The sequence below is a fragment of the Lachnospira pectinoschiza genome, from assembly GCF_020564355.1.
In the GTDB taxonomy this organism is placed as follows: Bacteria; Bacillota; Clostridia; order Lachnospirales; family Lachnospiraceae; genus Lachnospira; species Lachnospira intestinalis.
This window is the reverse complement of sequence record NZ_JAJCRR010000001.1, coordinates 336,534-353,990: the sequence shown is the minus strand read 5'-3', so window position 1 is coordinate 353,990 and position 17,457 is coordinate 336,534. Positions and strand designations below refer to the sequence as shown.

9 protein-coding genes are annotated in these 17,457 nt (G+C 44.5%); 1 reads left to right on the top strand and 8 read right to left on the bottom strand.

Features of this window, described 5'->3' with window-relative positions; all coding sequences use genetic code 11:
* Positions 1-17: 17 nt before the first annotated feature.
* The 6 genes from aroC to LI288_RS01650 all read right to left on the bottom strand — a co-directional run bounded on the left by aroC (position 18) and on the right by LI288_RS01650 (position 14,856).
* Entirely contained in the window at positions 18-1,124 is a 1,107-nt protein-coding gene (gene aroC / locus LI288_RS01675; protein WP_227089230.1) for a chorismate synthase, read from the bottom strand.
* Positions 1,125-1,266: 142 nt separating this feature from the next.
* On the bottom strand, positions 1,267-3,015 hold the full coding sequence (gene dnaK / locus LI288_RS01670; protein ID WP_227089229.1) for a molecular chaperone DnaK: 1,749 nt from the start codon (positions 3,013-3,015) through the stop codon (positions 1,267-1,269).
* 159 nt (positions 3,016-3,174) lie between these two features.
* Entirely contained in the window at positions 3,175-4,164 is a 990-nt protein-coding gene (locus LI288_RS01665; protein WP_227089228.1) for a dipeptidase, read from the bottom strand.
* 350 nt (positions 4,165-4,514) lie between these two features.
* Positions 4,515-6,329 (bottom strand): right-handed parallel beta-helix repeat-containing protein, encoded by a 1,815-nt coding sequence (locus LI288_RS01660; protein ID WP_227089227.1) that lies wholly within the window; start codon positions 6,327-6,329, stop codon positions 4,515-4,517.
* A 385-nt stretch (positions 6,330-6,714) separates the two neighbouring features.
* Positions 6,715-8,154 (bottom strand): spore germination protein, encoded by a 1,440-nt coding sequence (locus LI288_RS01655; protein WP_022433425.1) that lies wholly within the window; start codon positions 8,152-8,154, stop codon positions 6,715-6,717.
* 180 nt (positions 8,155-8,334) lie between these two features.
* A complete protein-coding gene (locus LI288_RS01650) occupies positions 8,335-14,856 on the bottom strand; it encodes a pectinesterase family protein (protein ID WP_227089226.1) in 6,522 nt (2,173 codons plus the stop codon).
* A gap of 450 nt (positions 14,857-15,306) precedes the next feature.
* On the opposite strand from LI288_RS01650, the gene LI288_RS01645 reads away from it, so the two are divergent.
* The gene (locus LI288_RS01645; RefSeq protein WP_227089225.1) at positions 15,307-16,485 is read left to right on the top strand and encodes a helix-turn-helix transcriptional regulator; all 1,179 of its coding nucleotides are present in this window, start codon (positions 15,307-15,309) and stop codon (positions 16,483-16,485) included.
* Between the two features lie 42 nt (positions 16,486-16,527).
* Here LI288_RS01645 and LI288_RS01640 read toward each other — a convergent pair whose 3' ends face one another.
* Positions 16,528-16,761: a hypothetical protein gene (locus LI288_RS01640; RefSeq protein ID WP_022433428.1), complete on the bottom strand. Its 234-nt coding sequence runs from the start codon at positions 16,759-16,761 to the stop codon at positions 16,528-16,530.
* An 87-nt stretch (positions 16,762-16,848) separates the two neighbouring features.
* Positions 16,849-17,415 (bottom strand): hypothetical protein, encoded by a 567-nt coding sequence (locus tag LI288_RS01635; protein WP_227089224.1) that lies wholly within the window; start codon positions 17,413-17,415, stop codon positions 16,849-16,851.
* Positions 17,416-17,457: the final 42 nt, after the last annotated feature.

Below are 17,457 nucleotides of genomic sequence, written 5' to 3'. Positions count from 1 at the left end.
TTTCCTCTTTCTTACTCTTACTTGCTTCTATTATAAAAGGCACAGATTCCATCCAATCTTGCCGTCATATTTTCAAAAATCAGATCCACGAGTGTCAGCGCCGTCATTGCTTCCACAACGACTACGGCACGCGGCACAATCATCGGGTCATGTCTGCCCTTAATGGAAATTTCAATATTTTCACCATCTTTATTGACCGTATCCTGCACTGCCGAAATAGACGGTGTCGGTTTAACCGCCGCACGGAATACAATGTTGCTGCCATCACTCATGCCGCCTAAAACGCCGCCTGCATGGTTGGTTTTTTTTGTAAGTTTTCCGTCCTTCATGACAAAGCTGTCATTATTTTCGCTGCCGGTCATCTTTGCCGCTTCAAAGCCACTTCCGATTTCAAAGCCTTTAACCGCACCGATTGAAAGCATTGCTTTTCCAAGAGAAGCGTCCAGCTTGTCAAATACCGGTTCACCGATTCCCGGCATCATACCCTCAACCACACACTCAATGATACCGCCGATTGAATCGCCCTCCTGTATCTTTTGCGTAGCATACGCTTCAGCCTTTGCTGCCGCTTCCTTATCCGGCATTGTAAATGCATTTTCGCGTGCTGCCTGCAGATCAAACTTTTCATAGTCAATCGCAATTCCGCCGATTTCCTTTGCGTAAGCGTGCAGGGTAATCCCAAGGCTGTCCAGTATCTTTAACGCAATCGCACCCGCTGCGACCCTGCCAATCGTTTCTCTTGCGGAACTTCTTCCGCCGCCGCGGTAATCCCTGAATCCGTATTTTGCATCAAATGTATAATCGGCATGTCCCGGTCTGTAGTATCCTGCAATCTCCGAATAATCGCCTGAGCGCTGATTGGTATTAAATACTACCATGGATATCGGTGTTCCTGTCGTTTTCCCTTCAAAAACGCCCGACAGAATCTTTACTTTATCAGCTTCTTTGCGGGGTGTCGTAAATTTAGACTGTCCCGGTTTTCTTCGATCAAGAAGTTTCTGGATATCTTCCTCACAAAGCTCTAAACCCGCCGGGCAGCCGTCCACTACAACGCCTAACGCTTCTCCATGGGATTCGCCCCATGTCATAATCTTAAATCTGTTTCCATATGTAGAACCAGCCATTTTCTCTCCATTCCGCCACACAATGCGGCATTTCCACTTTCTATCTGACACTTCATCATACCATATACAAGGTTATGTTTTCAACTGTCTGTTTTGTCCCGGTTCTGCATTTTTATAGATTTTTAGAAAGTGCAGGAATGTCCTAGCTGTTTAATGCCCGCTGCAGCTCTTCCTGCAAATCACGTATAACTGCGGCAGAATCCGCCGTAATCTTTTCCGGCGGCACTTTATATAAAGTACGTTTCAGCTTACCGAGGATTTCTTTAACCGCCTTTTTCTTACTGCGTTCCCACTCTTTTTTATGGCTGTCCAATTCTGCCTGCGCCTGTCCTGCAAACTGCACTGCCTCTTGACGTACCGCAAGCAGCTGTGTCTTTGCTTCATCCTGTCTTCCGTACATCTGGGCTTCCCATTTTGCGCGCTCAATCTCCTCCTCGGACAAATTGGAGCTGGACGTAATCGTAATGGACTGTTCATGACCCGTGCCTAAATCCTTTGCCGATACATTGACAATGCCGTTGGCATCAATATCAAAGGTCACTTCAATCTGCGGTGTCCCCGCCATCGCCCGCTTAATACCCGAAAGGCGGAAATTCCCCAGCAGTTTATTATCCCTTGTAAATTTTCTCTCACCTTGAAACACTTTGATATCTACACTTGTCTGAAAATTGCCCGCAGTCGTAAATATCTGGCTGTGTCTTGTAGGAATCGTTGTATTGCGCTCAATCAGACGGCTTGACACACCGCCTACCGTTTCAATTGAAAGCGACAGCGGCGTTACATCCATTAAAATCATCTCAGAAGCCGCAGACCCCGCCATAAGCTGTCCGCCCAGCTTTCCTGCCTGGACTGCCGCACCGATTGCCACACATTCGTCCGGATTAACATTTCTTGAAGGCTCTTTGCCCATCAAGGTCCGCACTTTATCCTGCACTGCCGGGATTCTTGTTGAACCGCCTACCAGCAATACCATATCAATCTGTGACTTTGTAAGCCCTGCATCGTGGATTGCATTTTCAACCGGAATCACCGTCCGCTCAATCAAATCTTTGGTCAGTTCTTCAAATTTACTGCGGGAAAGCTGGATATCCATATGATGTGGTCCGTCTTTTGCCATCGCAAGAAACGGCAGGTTAATATTCGTTGTCATACAGGATGACAGCTCCTTTTTCGCTTTTTCCGCTTCTTCTTTTAACCGCTGAAGCGCTGCCGTATCCTTAGACAGGTTAATTCCCTCCGTCTTTTTAAACTGCTCCACAAGATACTGCACAATGCGCTCATCAAAATCATCACCGCCCAGATGATTGTCACCGGACGTTGCAAGTACTTCAATCACATGGTCGCCGATTTCAATAATGGACACATCGAATGTGCCGCCGCCCAGATCATAGACAAGAATTTTCTGTGCCTGTCCGTTGTCAAGACCATATGCCAATGCTGCAGAAGTCGGCTCATTGATGATACGCAGTACATTTAACCCAGCAATCCGTCCCGCATCTTTAGTCGCCTGCCGCTGTGCATCGTTAAAATACGCCGGTACGGTAATCACGGCATCTGTGACCGTATCCCCCAGAAAATCTTCTGCGTCTTTTTTCAGCTTCATTAAAATAAAAGCAGATATTTCCTGCGGCGAATATGCTTTTCCGTCAATCTTTTTTCTGTAATCCGATCCCATATGACGTTTAATGGAAAAAATTGTCCGCTCTGCATTGACAGCCGCCTGCCTTCTTGCCGGATCTCCCACAAGCATCGTCTTGTCTTTTGCAAAAGCCACAACAGACGGTGTTGTCCGGTATCCTTCCTTATTGGCAATCACTGTCGGCACATCGCCCTCCAGCACTGCAACGCAGCTATTTGTTGTCCCTAAGTCAATTCCAATTACTCTACTCATGACCATCCACTTTCCAATCTTCGTTCTAGCACATAATCCGTAAAAATCATCGTTTGGGGACTTTTAACCCCAATACCACATATATATAATCATACCATAAATCTGCCGGGATAATTATTAATTTAGCGGAAAAAAATAAAAAAAATTATAAAACCGGGATTATCGTAAAACAGCGGTCAATACTCTTTGTGCATTTTTGTAAAATATTTTCTCCAGTTCATCCTCCGAAAGCCCTGTCTGATGAAGTGTTTCATACAGCATGACCATTTTGGCAGGACTGTCAATTTCCATCCGGCTCTCCACCCCGTCAAAATCCGAACCGATTGCCAGCACCTCACTGCCTGCAATTTTGCGGATATGCAGAATGTGTGTAACCATATCGCAGATACGGCTTTCACCGTCCGGCGGCTGTGTATCCGAAAGAAAATGCGATGCAAAATTCAAGCCCATAACGCCGCCCGCTTCCGAAAGCTTCCTTATATACATATCAGGCAGATTGCGTGGGTGCGCCGTTATGGCGCGTGCATTGGAATGGGATGCTACAAACGGCATGCCTGTCTTTTTTGCAAACTCCGACACATTTAAAAATCCGCCGTCCGATAAATGCGATACATCAATTACCATGCCGAGCCGGTTCATTTCTTCAAGCACTTCAAATCCAAACGGTTTTAAGCCCTTCTGCATGATATCCCGGTCTGTGCTGTTGGGGTATCCGATTTCATTTTCATGATTCCATGTCAGGGTTACAAGGCGTACACCGTCTTCATACGCACGGTATAATTTCTGCATTTCTCCGCCCATAACGCCGCCATCCTCAATCGTAAGCAGTATACCCGTGCCTAAATCCTGCATTTTATCGTTCTGCCGGATATCCGGTATATCCCGCCGGGTCAGAACCCTGTACAGTTCTTTTGGGTTGGCATTTAATTCGCGTTTATAAACGGAAACTACACGGTCATACTCTGTCTGTATGGCTTCTTTTCTGTCCACTCCCGTATACGTCCCTGTCGGAATAAAAATGGATGCACACTGAATCACACACCCGCCCTTTTTCAAGGATTTTAAATCTACATTTTTATGATTCCGGACTAGCGTTTCCCCTTCTTTTAACTCTGTGAGCGTATCACAGTGCAGGTCAATATATTTCATAACATTCTCCTATTCTGTAGGCATTTTAATGCCGGAAGAATCGCGGACTGAATTTATTCAGTTCTGCGATAAATTCAGAATTGTGACGCCTGTGGCACAATTCTGTTATGCGAAAATCTTTAATTTATGGATTTTCGCATTTCTCCTTTTCCAATATAAAAATCAATTTTACATCATATTATCAGACGAAAGGGAATATTACAAATGCGTATTGCTGAAATACTGTCACTACATTTATAAAGTAAAAATGCGTCACGGAAACATAAACTTTTCCGTGACGCTTATTTTCTGCCTTTTGCTGTGCCGGCATCCTCGTTGGGAGCTTTCGCCCCAACTTCATTTCTATTTACTTAACTGAAAATATTAAAATATACTTCTCCCGGTATTACATTGTTCTTACACTGTGTTGTAATACTGCTTACCGTTGCATTGACTGTGCTTCTAATCTGTGCCTGCTTTGAGGAAGACGGTATGGAAGCCGTATATCCGCTTGGCAGCTTGTTAGAAGATGCTCCTGAGAAGCTGAGGATATTGCTGAATTTCTTGAGTGTAAACGGCGGCATATAATAATTGTAGCCGTTGTCATAAGAAATGCAGTTGCTTAAATATGCCGTGCAGGAGCTGTTATTGTTATCAAAGCCTTTACTGCTGTGTCCAAAGGCTAAACAGTTGGTTACGGTTCTTACACAGCTGCTTGTAGTATTCACTGAACCGAACTTAAATCCGTTTGGATTGCCGTCATATTTGCTTTTCCAGTTTGCAATGCTTAAAGTTCCCTGTGTGGTGCGGATAAAGCTGCCGCCTGGCAGAGAGAACTTTCCTTTTTTGTAATTGCTTGCAAAAGAAGAATCCTTCTTGCTGATTAATTCTACTAAAAGTAAATCCGTATCCAGCGCATTTCCGTTATTATAATCGTATTCCCCGGTAAAAATGGTCGGGTCACCGTTGTTCCAGCATGCACAGTTGGTATATGTCAGGTTGTAGGTTAAGCTGTCCTTATCGTAAGAATCCCAGCCGTCATCTGAATTTTCCCATGAATAACAGCCGTAGAATACATTTCCCTTGCCTGCGCCAAGCTTCGGCGCAAAGCCGTCTGCGTTGCCACCAAGTGTATAGACATCACAATTTCTGTAGCTGTATACAAAACGCATGGTATTGCTATATGCACCACCTGTAATCTGCACCCCGGCATCATTGTTGTAACGCACCATGCAGTTTTCAATCGTATTGTTTCCTGCGCTGCTTCCCTTAATCTGGATGCCGTTATCCGGTGCTTTCTGGATAATCAGGTTCTTGATTGTATAATTGCTTCCCGAAATGCGGATGCCGACTTCTGAATCCGTTGTTGCTTTTCCGATATAAGCTGAACGGAATGCTGAAAAGTCTAACACCGGATAGGTACCGTCACTGTTTTTTACACCGATAATAGATACATTGGCATTAGAAGCTTTTAATGCAAGCTGTGCCGTACAGCTGATACTGCTGCCCTTCACATAGACAATGCCGCCGCCCGCTTTTTCAGCCTTTGTCACAGCCGCCGTCAGTTCTGAAAAAGAAGTAACGACTGTTCCGTTGCTGGTATCAGTTGTGGAACTGCCGGAAGATGAACTTCCAGAACCGGATGAAGCAGAACTGTCCACCTGAATCTTGTAAATGTTAATACCGCTGTTTGAGGAATACAGGTACACGTATCCTGATGAACCGGAATAATTATATGAAACCGTTGCAGCCGTTGTGCCTGCATTCATCGTGCCAAGCTTATTTCCAGAACCGTCTGCCACAACGAGTGTTCTTGCCGCACTGCCGGAACTCATACAGGTTACTTTAATGGTGTCTGTTCCCGATACCGGTACTTTGACTGCACGATAGCTTGTCGAACCGCTGCCGCCCAAAGCCAGTGCATATGTATATGCTGTTCCATCCACTGTCTGACTGTTTGCAATCACAGACATGGTCTTTGACGATGTTGCAATCAGTGACAGGTTATCCACTGTTACCGTAGAGGAAATTGTCCCCAGATTTTTAAAACCGGTATTTTTAAAATTCCATGATGTAGAATCAGATGCTTTTGCCGTCATAGGACTGCCTGCAAGCACCATTGCCAGCATACAGACAATACTCATGCCCCATGCCAATACTTTTTTTAAACCCTTTTTCGCTTTCACCTTGTGAAACCTCCTTGTTTTTGCCTGTTTGTTTTTGCGAAACAAAAATCTCATGTGAGAAATGATTTTCCTCTTTATTTTTGCTTTGCCGGCACAATGCAGTCATTGTATTTTTTTACAAACCAAAAGTCAACGGCAATTTTTACAAATATATTTGTGCATTTTGTACATATTTTCTACATACAAAAAGTATTTTCATGCACTTTCTACAATTGATTGTTTTTTGCATTTTTTATTACCTTTAGCGTTTCCAGATACTGCCGTGTTTTACAAAGTTAAAGCTATTTATTTTTGAAAAAGTTTTTTAATGCTATACAATTTTCACAAAATTGCACAGAAAATAATCAAGCCCGCTTTGCGGGCTTAATCTCTTCCCTGTACACACCTATTTTTCATTTCCATGTGGCAGACGGACTCTTAAAAGCTTGCGTTTCAGCATTTTTTTATCAAACGGAATCAGCGGATAAATATAGCTGCATCCCGTCATGGTACGGTTAAAAGCTATCGTTGCCGCTATTAAAAGGATTCCCGCAATATATCCTGCCAGGTTGAATGCCGCCGTCAGACACAGCAGAATAATCCGCATAAATTTCATTGCATATCCCATTTCAAAGCTTGCCTGCGAATACGTGCCTACCGAAACCACTGCCATATACAGCATGGATTCTGCATTAAACCACCCGGAGCTGACTGCATACTCACCTACCACAATACCGGCAACAACGCTGAGCGGTGTTGAAAGCAGAGTCGGCGTATTAACAGCTGCCAGCTTTAATCCGTCAATGGAGAGTTCCAGCAGTAACAGCTGGAAAAACACCGGTACGGTAATCTCATCAGACACTGTAATAAACATCATCCACTCCGGCAGCCACTGCGGATTGTCAATCAGTAACAGCCATGTCGGGGTCAGAAGCATTGTAACCAGTGTCAGCAGAAATCTTGAAATTCTTAAATACGTCCCGATGACCGGTGCAAAATTATAATCGTCTGCCTCTTCAATAATGTCAAAAATCGAAGTCGGCACAATCATGACCGCCGGTGAATTGTCTACCATAATCACAATATTTCCATCCAAAACCGCAGCAGCAGCGGTGTCCGGACGTTCTGAATATTTAAATTTCGGAAACGGATTAATCCATTTATGCTCATATAAACACTCTGCAAGACTTTCTATATTCATCGTCAATGCTTCTACACGTATTGCCTGAATTCGCCTTTTTATGCTGTCTAACAGCTTTTTGTCGACTTTATCCTCCATATAGCAGACAGCAACGTCGGAACGCGAGCGTGTGCCTACCCCCATCAGCTCCAGACTTAATTGGGGATCGCGGATTCTTCTGCGCAGAAGTGCCGCGTTTAAAACAAGTGTTTCCACAAAACCGTCCCTTGAACCACGAAGTACTTTATCCTTCCACGGCTCTGTCACACTACGCATCGGATACGTCCGGCAGTCTAAGGACAGGCACTCTGAAAAGCCGTCAATAAAGCAGACTGTTACTCCCGAAAAAAATGCCGTCAGTGCATCACTCTGCTTAGTAATTTTATTGACTTCTGTATAGGGCATGCCTTTTTCAAGAAAGGAATCCACATCCGATAAATCTTCCGGTTTGAGTGAATAAAAAAACTGCATCAGTTTTTCTATCATATCTTCCTGCACAAATCCATCTATAAAAAAGAATCCTGCCTTTTTTCCACCGATTATAATTTCTCTCGTTAAAATATCAAAATTCTCCTCAATGCGGATTTGTTTTTTCATACTGCGGATATTTTCATCCGCACTGGTTGAAAATTCTGTCCTGATATTATCTGTATTTATTGTCTGCATCGAAATAAATCCTCATTTCATTTCTACGCTGGTTGCGCTTTTTATCCATAGGATATCCGCCGTCCGTGACTTCATACATCTTTTAAAAAAAAATAACAGAAATCCTATCCGCACGCGGTATATGATTTCTGTTATTTTTATCTTTTTTAAATTATTGTTTTAAAGTCGCTCTTAATACTCTTAAAGTTCTTCATCGGACTTTTTCTTTCGCTTACTGCCTGCAAATCCTGCCAGCATTGCTGAAACTGCCGCACCGAAAAGATACCATACGGAATGTGTTTTATCTGCTGTCTGCACACTTTCCTGCTGATTTTCTGCTGCATTTTCAGAAGAATCATTTTCTGAGGACGTGCCGTTGTTGTCTTCCTGCTTTCCTTCTTCTGCTGTGCCGTTTGCATCGCCGGTTCCGCCGTTTTCACTGCCGGACGGATTATCATTACCATTCTGACTGCCGTCAGCTTCTCCCGTACCGCCCGGCTGGTTATTGTCCGGCTCTGAAGGCGTCGGGGTCGGTGTTGGCTCCGGCGTTGGTTTTGGCTCTGGGGTCGGTGTTGGTGTCGGTGTTGGTGTCGGTTCCGGCGTTGGCGTTGGGTCTGGCGTTGGCTCTGGGTCTGGTGTTGGCTCCGGCGCCGGGGTCATTGTTTCCAGATTTGCCACAGCTTCTATCAGCCTGTGTGCCAGTACGCTGACTTCTTCCTGTGTTGCCGTTGTCCTGTCAAGTGCCTTTGCCGCATTTAATGCGGATTCAACTGTGCTGAAATCCTTGTAATCGGCGCTGTTTAAGCCCTCAGCATTCTGAATTGCCCTATCCAGTTCCGAAAAATCTACCGATACTGCTCCGCTTTCTGTGTAATCTGCGGAGGCTGCCGCATATGCCGCTACTGCATCCCAGCCTTCTGCAAATGCCATACCTTCGCCTGCTTCCCTTGCAAAGACCCCGTTGACTGTCAATGCTTCTCCTTCTGCTTTGGCTAGCTGTCGTCTGTCGGTATTAACCGCAAAGCCCGGTCCGTAGGACTGATATTCATAAAAACGTGCTGCACTGTGGGTATTGCCGCTCATATTATCATAGCCTTTTGTCTTAATATGACTGTCCATAAAGCATTTTACATACGTTACACAGGCATTTGACCGCCACGGTCTGCCCAGTGCCACACTATTTTCTGCCACCGAATCTGATTTTTTAAGCAGTCTGCTGTTTATGAATACATAGCCTGTTGTTTTTGTACTTTCAGTACTTGCCGCCGTTACATAGCCTGCCGCATTGGCGACAATATCGCAGTCGTCAAATACTGCCTGTGCACTGCCGAAAATCCAGTCTACATTTCCTTCAATATAACAATTCTTAAAATACTGGCGTCCGCCGCCGTCTGCCTGTAAGGTATCCTGCCATCCGGTCAGCCGTACATTGTTAAAAATAAGCTGATCTGCTCTTGTAAGCATTGCAACTGCCTGCTTGCCTTCAATCGTTTCATTCGGATAATCAAAGGTATTCGCAACCGTCAGATTTTCCATGTATGTATGGTGTGCCGCTGCTTCAATCGAAACCGATGCACTGCCTGAGGTTCCGTATGCTGCCCCCGTTACCGGGTCTGTTTTTCCCGAAGCCGCATCATAACACAGCACGGTCTTTTCGCTATCCTCGCCAATTAAAGTGATATACGGCGATGTAATGCTTAATTTTTCGTAATACGTACCGTTCTTTACAAAAATAACTTTCTGTTCCTGATTGTCTGCCGGCACTGCTGCCAGTGCTTCCGCCACTGTTGTATACACCGGTACAGACTCACTGTCAAGCGTTCTGATACCGGAAGCATCTACAACCATATCGTATGATGAAAGTTTAACAAAGTTAAAATTACGGTATGTCTTTATGCCCTGTGTATTTTCAAAGACAACTTTTACTGCATTTCTTCCGTCCTGTAACGGAATCGTTATATCCACCGCTTCTCCTGCTGCCGTTTCTTTTTCAGACAGCAGTCGATCTCCTGCATACACCGATACTTTTCCGGCTTCGTCATAGGCAAACTTTAAAGCAGCTTCATTTCCCGTTACCGTATCATTAGACTTTTCAAGCACCGTCATCTGTGCCGCCTGCGAACCGAACATGTATTCGCCTGTGTGCCCTGCCGTTGCCATAATGGATACCGGCGCTGACGGGTTACTTTCGTTATCCTGTCCGACTGCCACTACCGTATAAAAATACGGGACTTCATTTTCCACAGTGGTATCCGTAAATGTCGTGCTTTCTGATGTTCCAATCTCTGTATAGCCTTCTGCACGCTGTGTTGAACGGTAAATTCTGTAGCTGACCGCTTCCGGCACAGCAGACCATGTAACCGTATTTGCTGCATTTCCGGATTCTGCACCAATAGACGGTGCTGTCATCGGCAGTACAAAATGTACGGACGAAGTTTCCATAGAATTGCTTTCCTGTCCGCCGCAGACACCTGTAATTCTGAACTGATAGTCACCTGAATTTTCCGGTACATAGCTGTAAGAAGTTTCAGCGGTGGTATCCAGCTCCTTATAAGTTACGCCGTTATCCTGTGATACCTCTACGCGGTACTTTCCGTCTAACTGCGCACCCTCGCCGCTCCATGATACCGTAATGGAAGAACGGTCCTCTGAAATTACCGGCGTATTTACTCCTGTAACAGCCGGTGCTGTTCCGGCATCTTTATAATAATCCTTCTGATTATATAAAATGTTGCCCTCAGCATCCTTTGCCACCCAGTTGGTAATTTCCACATCGGCGCCAACCAGTGCCAGTCCGTATGATACGGCATCTTCTGCTGTCAGTGTCATATCCTTCCACTTGAATTCCTTTTTATCTGAATACGTCTTATTGCCGTTAGCATCGACAAGCAGCGGCTTACCAAGACTTTCAAATTCGGCAAGATAGCCGTTTTCGGTTCTTGTAAAGGTTACGTTATATTTATTATCTGCTGCCACCTCATACTTTGGTGAACCGTTTCCGGCTTTTCCAGTGCCTTTCATCCAATAGCCCGAAAGTGCATCGGTTCCAACCGATGAATCATAGCCCCTGAATCCCAATGAAGCAAACGCATATTTACCCGAAGTCTGGAATGCACCGACAAAAACACCCGTCCTTTTTGCATTCTGACCCGTAATCGAATAATCCGTAATTTTAAGAGTCATGGACATAGATGCAAATGCATCATTTTCCGGCAGTAAAATGTAACTTGTATTGACTCCTGCATCACCTGTACTCTGTGTAATAGATCCGCTTTCTGCAGACTGTTCTGCTTTCATTACAGAACCCGCCCCGGTAACAGTTAGCAAATCTGAACCGGATACCTGCGGCTTATATCCGCTTTCCTCCTGACCTGAATTATCCCTATTCTGGTCATACAGTACATTTCCTGACATATCGGAAAGCACCATATCCGTCACTGTGACATCCGCACTGTAAACTGCCAGTCCGAACTGTGCCATAATATCCGGTGTCAGCGCAGAATCCGAAGCCTTAAAAGTCTTTTCATTGACAGCCGCGCTGCCTTCCTCCTGAAATGTGGCATAATAGGTATTGTTTGCTTTCTTTTCAATGCTTACCGTATAAACAGCCCCTTCTGTCCATGCCTGCTTCGGACTTCCGTTTCCAGCCTTGCCGGAAGCTTTCAGCCAGTACGGTGATACGGCATTTACATCACCTGTACCTCTGAATCCGATTGAATTATAAAGGTAATCTCCGTCCGGCTGGAATGCACCGGCATACACGCCGGAATATTTTCCATTGCTAAATGAATTGACCTTTAATTTCAACGTCATTTTTGCCGCTTCTTTCGACTGTGGGAATAAAATGTAGGAAACATTTTTCCCTGCCGTTCCCTTATTTCCAACCATACTTGCAGATTCTGCGGTCTGGCTGATTGTCATACTGCCTGCATCCTGTGTCACGGTTACATCTTCCGTATCGCCGTAGGTCTGCAATGTATAATCAATTTTAACATCTTCTTCTGCCTGTGCTGAAATTGTAAGCTTTACACCGGATGTCAGCCTGTCTGCCTTTACAACAATATCTCCGGTTTTGGCATCATAGGTATAATCCTGCTTTGCAAGAACATTTTCTCCTGCTTTAATTTCAATTGCATCCGGAAGATGATATCCGCTGTCTGCCGTAAGCTGCGTTGTAAAATCTGTACCGACTGCCGCATAATCCGCACCGCTTGTTGTAATGTGTTCAAGGTTATAGTCAACATCTGTAAATTCTTCATGAATCGCAATATTTGAAAACTTTGCCGTGCTTAAATTTTCAAGGCTGTTTGCCGCTTTATTCGCATCTACGGCAAATCCCACATAAATGTCTTGTGCCATTTCAATAGTCTTTGAACCGACCTTTGTCCACGTTACACCGTCATCAGATGCATATCCTGTAAAGGTATCGCCGCGTCTTATCAACTTAAACCATGTTCCGTTAAAGTCTGCACCGCTCTTAAAATGCAAATCACTTACCAGTGGTATTCCCGCTTTTTCTGCATTTGCAGGCGAATCAATCGTTTCAGAAATATCCGAAATTTTACCGTTTGTTTCAAGTCTGCTTGCAAGATAGGTTGACCATGTGGTTTCATTGCTGATTTTAACCATTGACATACCGAGTGCCGCCGTCTTTGAACCGCTCTCTAAGCTTTCACGGAACATCACACCGGTAAATACATGGTTGTCAACGGTTGTTGCTGAATCCAGTTTTGTAATAATTTCTGCATCACCTTTGACAAGCTGATACGTATACTGAAAATCATCGGTTGTGGCATCTGCATAGGTACTGCCGGATACGCAGCCTTCTGATGCGCCTAATTTTCCGGCACCTTTCACTGTCATCACACCATTTTCCAAACTTGCATTTCCCGCTACACCCGGATTGCCAATATCAGTGCTTGTCCACTCGCCTGTGCCAGCTGTGCTGTTAATATGCAGCTTCGATACAGATGACTGGGTCTGATTGCCATCATTATCATAGGCTCTAGCGGTGATATTGTACGTGCCGTCTGTCAACCCCGTATAATCAAAGGTAAATGGTGCGGTATCTGCTGTTTTAACAAGCTGTATACCATTGTAAAATTCTACCTTTGCAATGCTTCCCCCATTGTTTGCCTTTACATCAGCTGTCACTGTTACTGTCTGCCCTTCATCATACTGTGCATTATCCTGTAAATCAAGGGTAATATCCGGATTTGGTGCCGTATAACCGGACTGCTCTACATTTTCAACAAGTCCGTTAAAATATTCTTCTGCGTAGGCATATCCGGTTGCCGGATTGATTTTCTTGGAATCACTTGCATCATTCGGATTTAAGCCATGTGCCGTTTCCCATGTATCCGGAATTCCGTCCATATCTGTATCAAATGAAGCAGGCCGTACAGATTCTTTTGCCGGATAGCCGCCGACCTCATCTTCTGTATTCACATATCTTCCCGAATCTGTCCGCGTTTCGGCTACAACTCTCGCATCAATGGCATCACGGTACGGATAGGTCGCACCCGCCTGCGCAAGCACCGGTTCATAACAGTCCGCAGCACTTGTCACGGTGGCACTGTCAAATCCTTCTGCCGTATACGGTGTTTCTGAAACTACAGTTTTATTGGCTCCTTCTGTCACGCCTGACATTTTTGAACCTTTTGCATTGTCAGCGGTAATTTCAGCATTGCCGTCCATGTAGTTGCCATTTACATAAAATCCGCCCGGTTTTGTGGCTTCACCCATATCAATGACCTGATACCGAACCTGTTCTCTCGTTCCCTGTCCCGGTTTTAAGAAATTGTTGATAAAATTGGTATACGCATAACCACCACCATAGCAGGTGTTATATCCCCAGTTATAAAGAACATTATTGCTTAACTGCAGTGTTGCCGTACTGCCTCCATCCTTTGTCGGATCGCCCATGCATCCGCCGCCGATTCTTGGATTTCTCGATGTATGATTCGCAATCAGGTTATTCTGAAACAATACATTGTCGCCACCAAAAATACCGCCGTATCCGTGACGGCCTTTGGAATGTCCTGAAACAGTCAGACTTTCCGATACGATACACCACTGTACTGTTCCGTCCTGTCCGCGGTAAGTTGAAACTGTTTCATCGGTATTCCAGCTAAACGAACAGTGGTCGATCATAAAAGTCTTATTATCCCTTCCCCAGAGTGCATCCATGGAATCTCCGCCGGTATGTACATTTGCCGCACCCGGACGGAAACGCATATAACGGATAATCAGATTTTCAGAATTGCTGATATTTGTATCCCAGCCGGACAGGGTAATACCATCCCCCGGTGCTGTCTGTCCTGCTACGGTAATATTTTTTCTTTCTTTAAAGGTCAGTGTCTGCTTTAATTCTATCGTACCACCCACATTAAATACAATCATCGTTCCGCCTTTATCTTTGGCAAATTCTTCGATGCCATAACGCAAAGACCCTTCTACCGGTGTTTCACCTTTTCCGTAATCCTCCAGTGTTGTAACGACATACACATCATATCCTCGTCCGCCGGTTGCAAATCTTCCACCGCCTTCTGCGCCTGCAAATGCAAGCAGGGTGTTATTTTCCGCCCCATATGCAAATGTTCCCGCCGGCAGGGATATGCCTGATGTTGCCATCAGTCCTGCCAGTGCAAATGCCGTTGCCCTTTTTACGTGATGTCTGTTCGCCCTTCTCCGCTGTGCGCGGTTTTGTATCTTCTGATTCATTACTAACCCTCCAAATAAATATTTTCCATGATATCAGGGTCAAAAGGTCTAAACCGAATGAGCTTGCTCATAGGTGGGTGCTTTTCTCCCCAACATCTTCCCATATATGTATCATAATCTTTCACCCCGGCATTTCAAAGATACAATCCATTTTTGTGCAAAATGTATCTTTTGCAATTATTTTTTGTAAAAGTTTTTTGCAAAATATCTTGTTTTTAGTTTTATTTTTCGTTATGATAGACGTGCAGGGTACAATTTTTCATCGTACAAAATGTACTCTGTGTGAAAACAAAGAAATTGGAGTAGTGTGAAAAAGCCTTAAATCAAAACTTTTTCGCACGGCTATATTGTTTCCGAGCGAAAACAAATAGCCATGATTGCAGATGAGAAATCGCCTGCGCGAATTTCTCATCGCATCTACGCGACAAAGTCGCTCAGAAATGGAGTAGTATGAATGAGCAGTTATTAATATATGGGATTTTACATGAAGCATTTACACGGACAAGTTATGCACCGGAACCGGAAACCGCAGATTTACTGCACCTCCGCTTTCCGTATCCGTTTTTTTGTATCGCTGCATTTTCACTGTCTGGTACATATAAAGCAGAAACAGATTCTTACCGGCGTACACTGGTTTCCATCATTCCAAAATACACCGCCGGACTGGCAGAATTTCCAACATTCTTCTATCGCACGGAAAATCATGAATTTTTACTGCTTTTTAATTATCCTGAAGAATTTGAGCCAGACATCTATATTAAGCAGTCTTATGAATATTTTAAACAGCGGCACAACTGCACAGTCTTTTGGGGCATCAGCCGTCCCTGTGTCAGCCTGTCCGAATTTATCTTTGCAAAAAAAGAGGCGCTGACTGCGCTTTCATTTTCGCTGACGGACAGCCATGACGATATTACCGTGTATTCTGACCAATTGTTTTTTACTGCGGGAAATGCAGATCGCTGTTTCTATCCACAGACTGCCGCGGATTTATTAATAAAGGGCATAAAAACCAACAACATTGATTTGATTCGATTTATCCTGACCGTTCTTGAAGATGAAAATACACGGCTTCGCTCTTTTTCTCCCGGACAGATGATTGCTGGGCAAATGCTTGCCCTTCATAATGCTGTAACTGCCACCTTTTGGAGTCTGAATCCGGTAAAGTACGGTTTTTCAGAACAGCTATTTGCTTTCCAGCAGGAAATTATCAGCTGTCAGGGTGATTTTGAATATTATTTTTCACACCTGCATGACCTGTGTCTTTCGGTCAGCTCTGTACTTGCCGGGCAAAGAGTGAGCAAAAAGAAGGAACTCGTTCAGGAAACTGCCGATTTTATCCTGCAAAACTATGCCGATGCCAACTTAAATCTTTCAGGTACGGCACAGCATTTTCAAGTTTCCGAAGGCTATCTTTCGAGTATTTTTAAGGAATACGCCGGTATCTGTTTTGCGGAATACCTTGAAAAATGCCGCATTGAAAAAAGCTGTGTTTTGCTGTCGGACACTGACTCGACAATTGAACAGATTGCCGAAGATGTCGGCTATAACAGTGTGTATTCTTACCGCCGTGCCTTTAAGCGGCTGTTTCATATCAGTCCGTCCGCTTACCGGGAACAGAAACTGCCGTAAAAAACAAAAATACCCCGAAACAAAAATACCCCGCAGGGACTGTCAGATTTTATCGCTGACAGTCCCCGCGGGGCTTTTCTTTGCTTTTGAACCGACAATGCCTGTTCCGCTTAATGCCAGTAAGGCAAACAGCCATGTAACAGGGGTACTGTCACCGGTCTGGACAGGCGCACTCTGCGGCTGTTCCGGCTGTGCTTCTGCCTGTGCCTGCTGTGCTTCGGATACATCTTCTTTTTTCTGTATCGTCACCTCAACACGGTTGCCATCGGCGTCCACTGCCGTAACCTTTACCGGCTGATTACTGCCCTGTATCGTATAGATTCCATTATCCGCCGTAAGCTGTTTATCTCCTGCAAATACATTCTATAAATTATCATCTTCCACCGTAAACTTTACATTTTCACAATAAATGCCGCCGTCGCTGATTCCGATAAATACAGGCGGCTGTGTGACTTTCTGCACATAAACCTGTACATTTGCCATAGCTGTGTTTCCGGCTTTATCAGTAATCTTTGCATAAACAACCATTCTGCTGTCCGGCTCTACCGTAAATTCTTTTTTGTATAAATTCCACTTTCCGTTTGGCAGTGCATTTAACTGTTCTACACTCTGCTCACCCTCTGCAACATAGTAGACAATATTTGCAATGCCTGTTCCGGTATCGTGTGCCGTAATCTCTACTTTCTGTGTCTTATTAAAGAACTTTCCGAAAGTTATCTGATTCAGCCACTTGTTCCATGTCATGTCCGATATCGTAATACTGCCTTCCGGGATACCTACCACATAGCCTTCGGCACTGACTGCTTTAACCGTAACAGTCTGATTGCCGGTATTTAAAATTTGTATCTGCTTTCCTGTCGCCTGTCTTTCCTGACCGTAGCCTTCTTCCACAGTACCCAGCCTTTTAAACGGTATTTTTTCTTCATACACCTTTCCTCCTTAAATCCTCACATAGTTCTTTTGTATCATCAT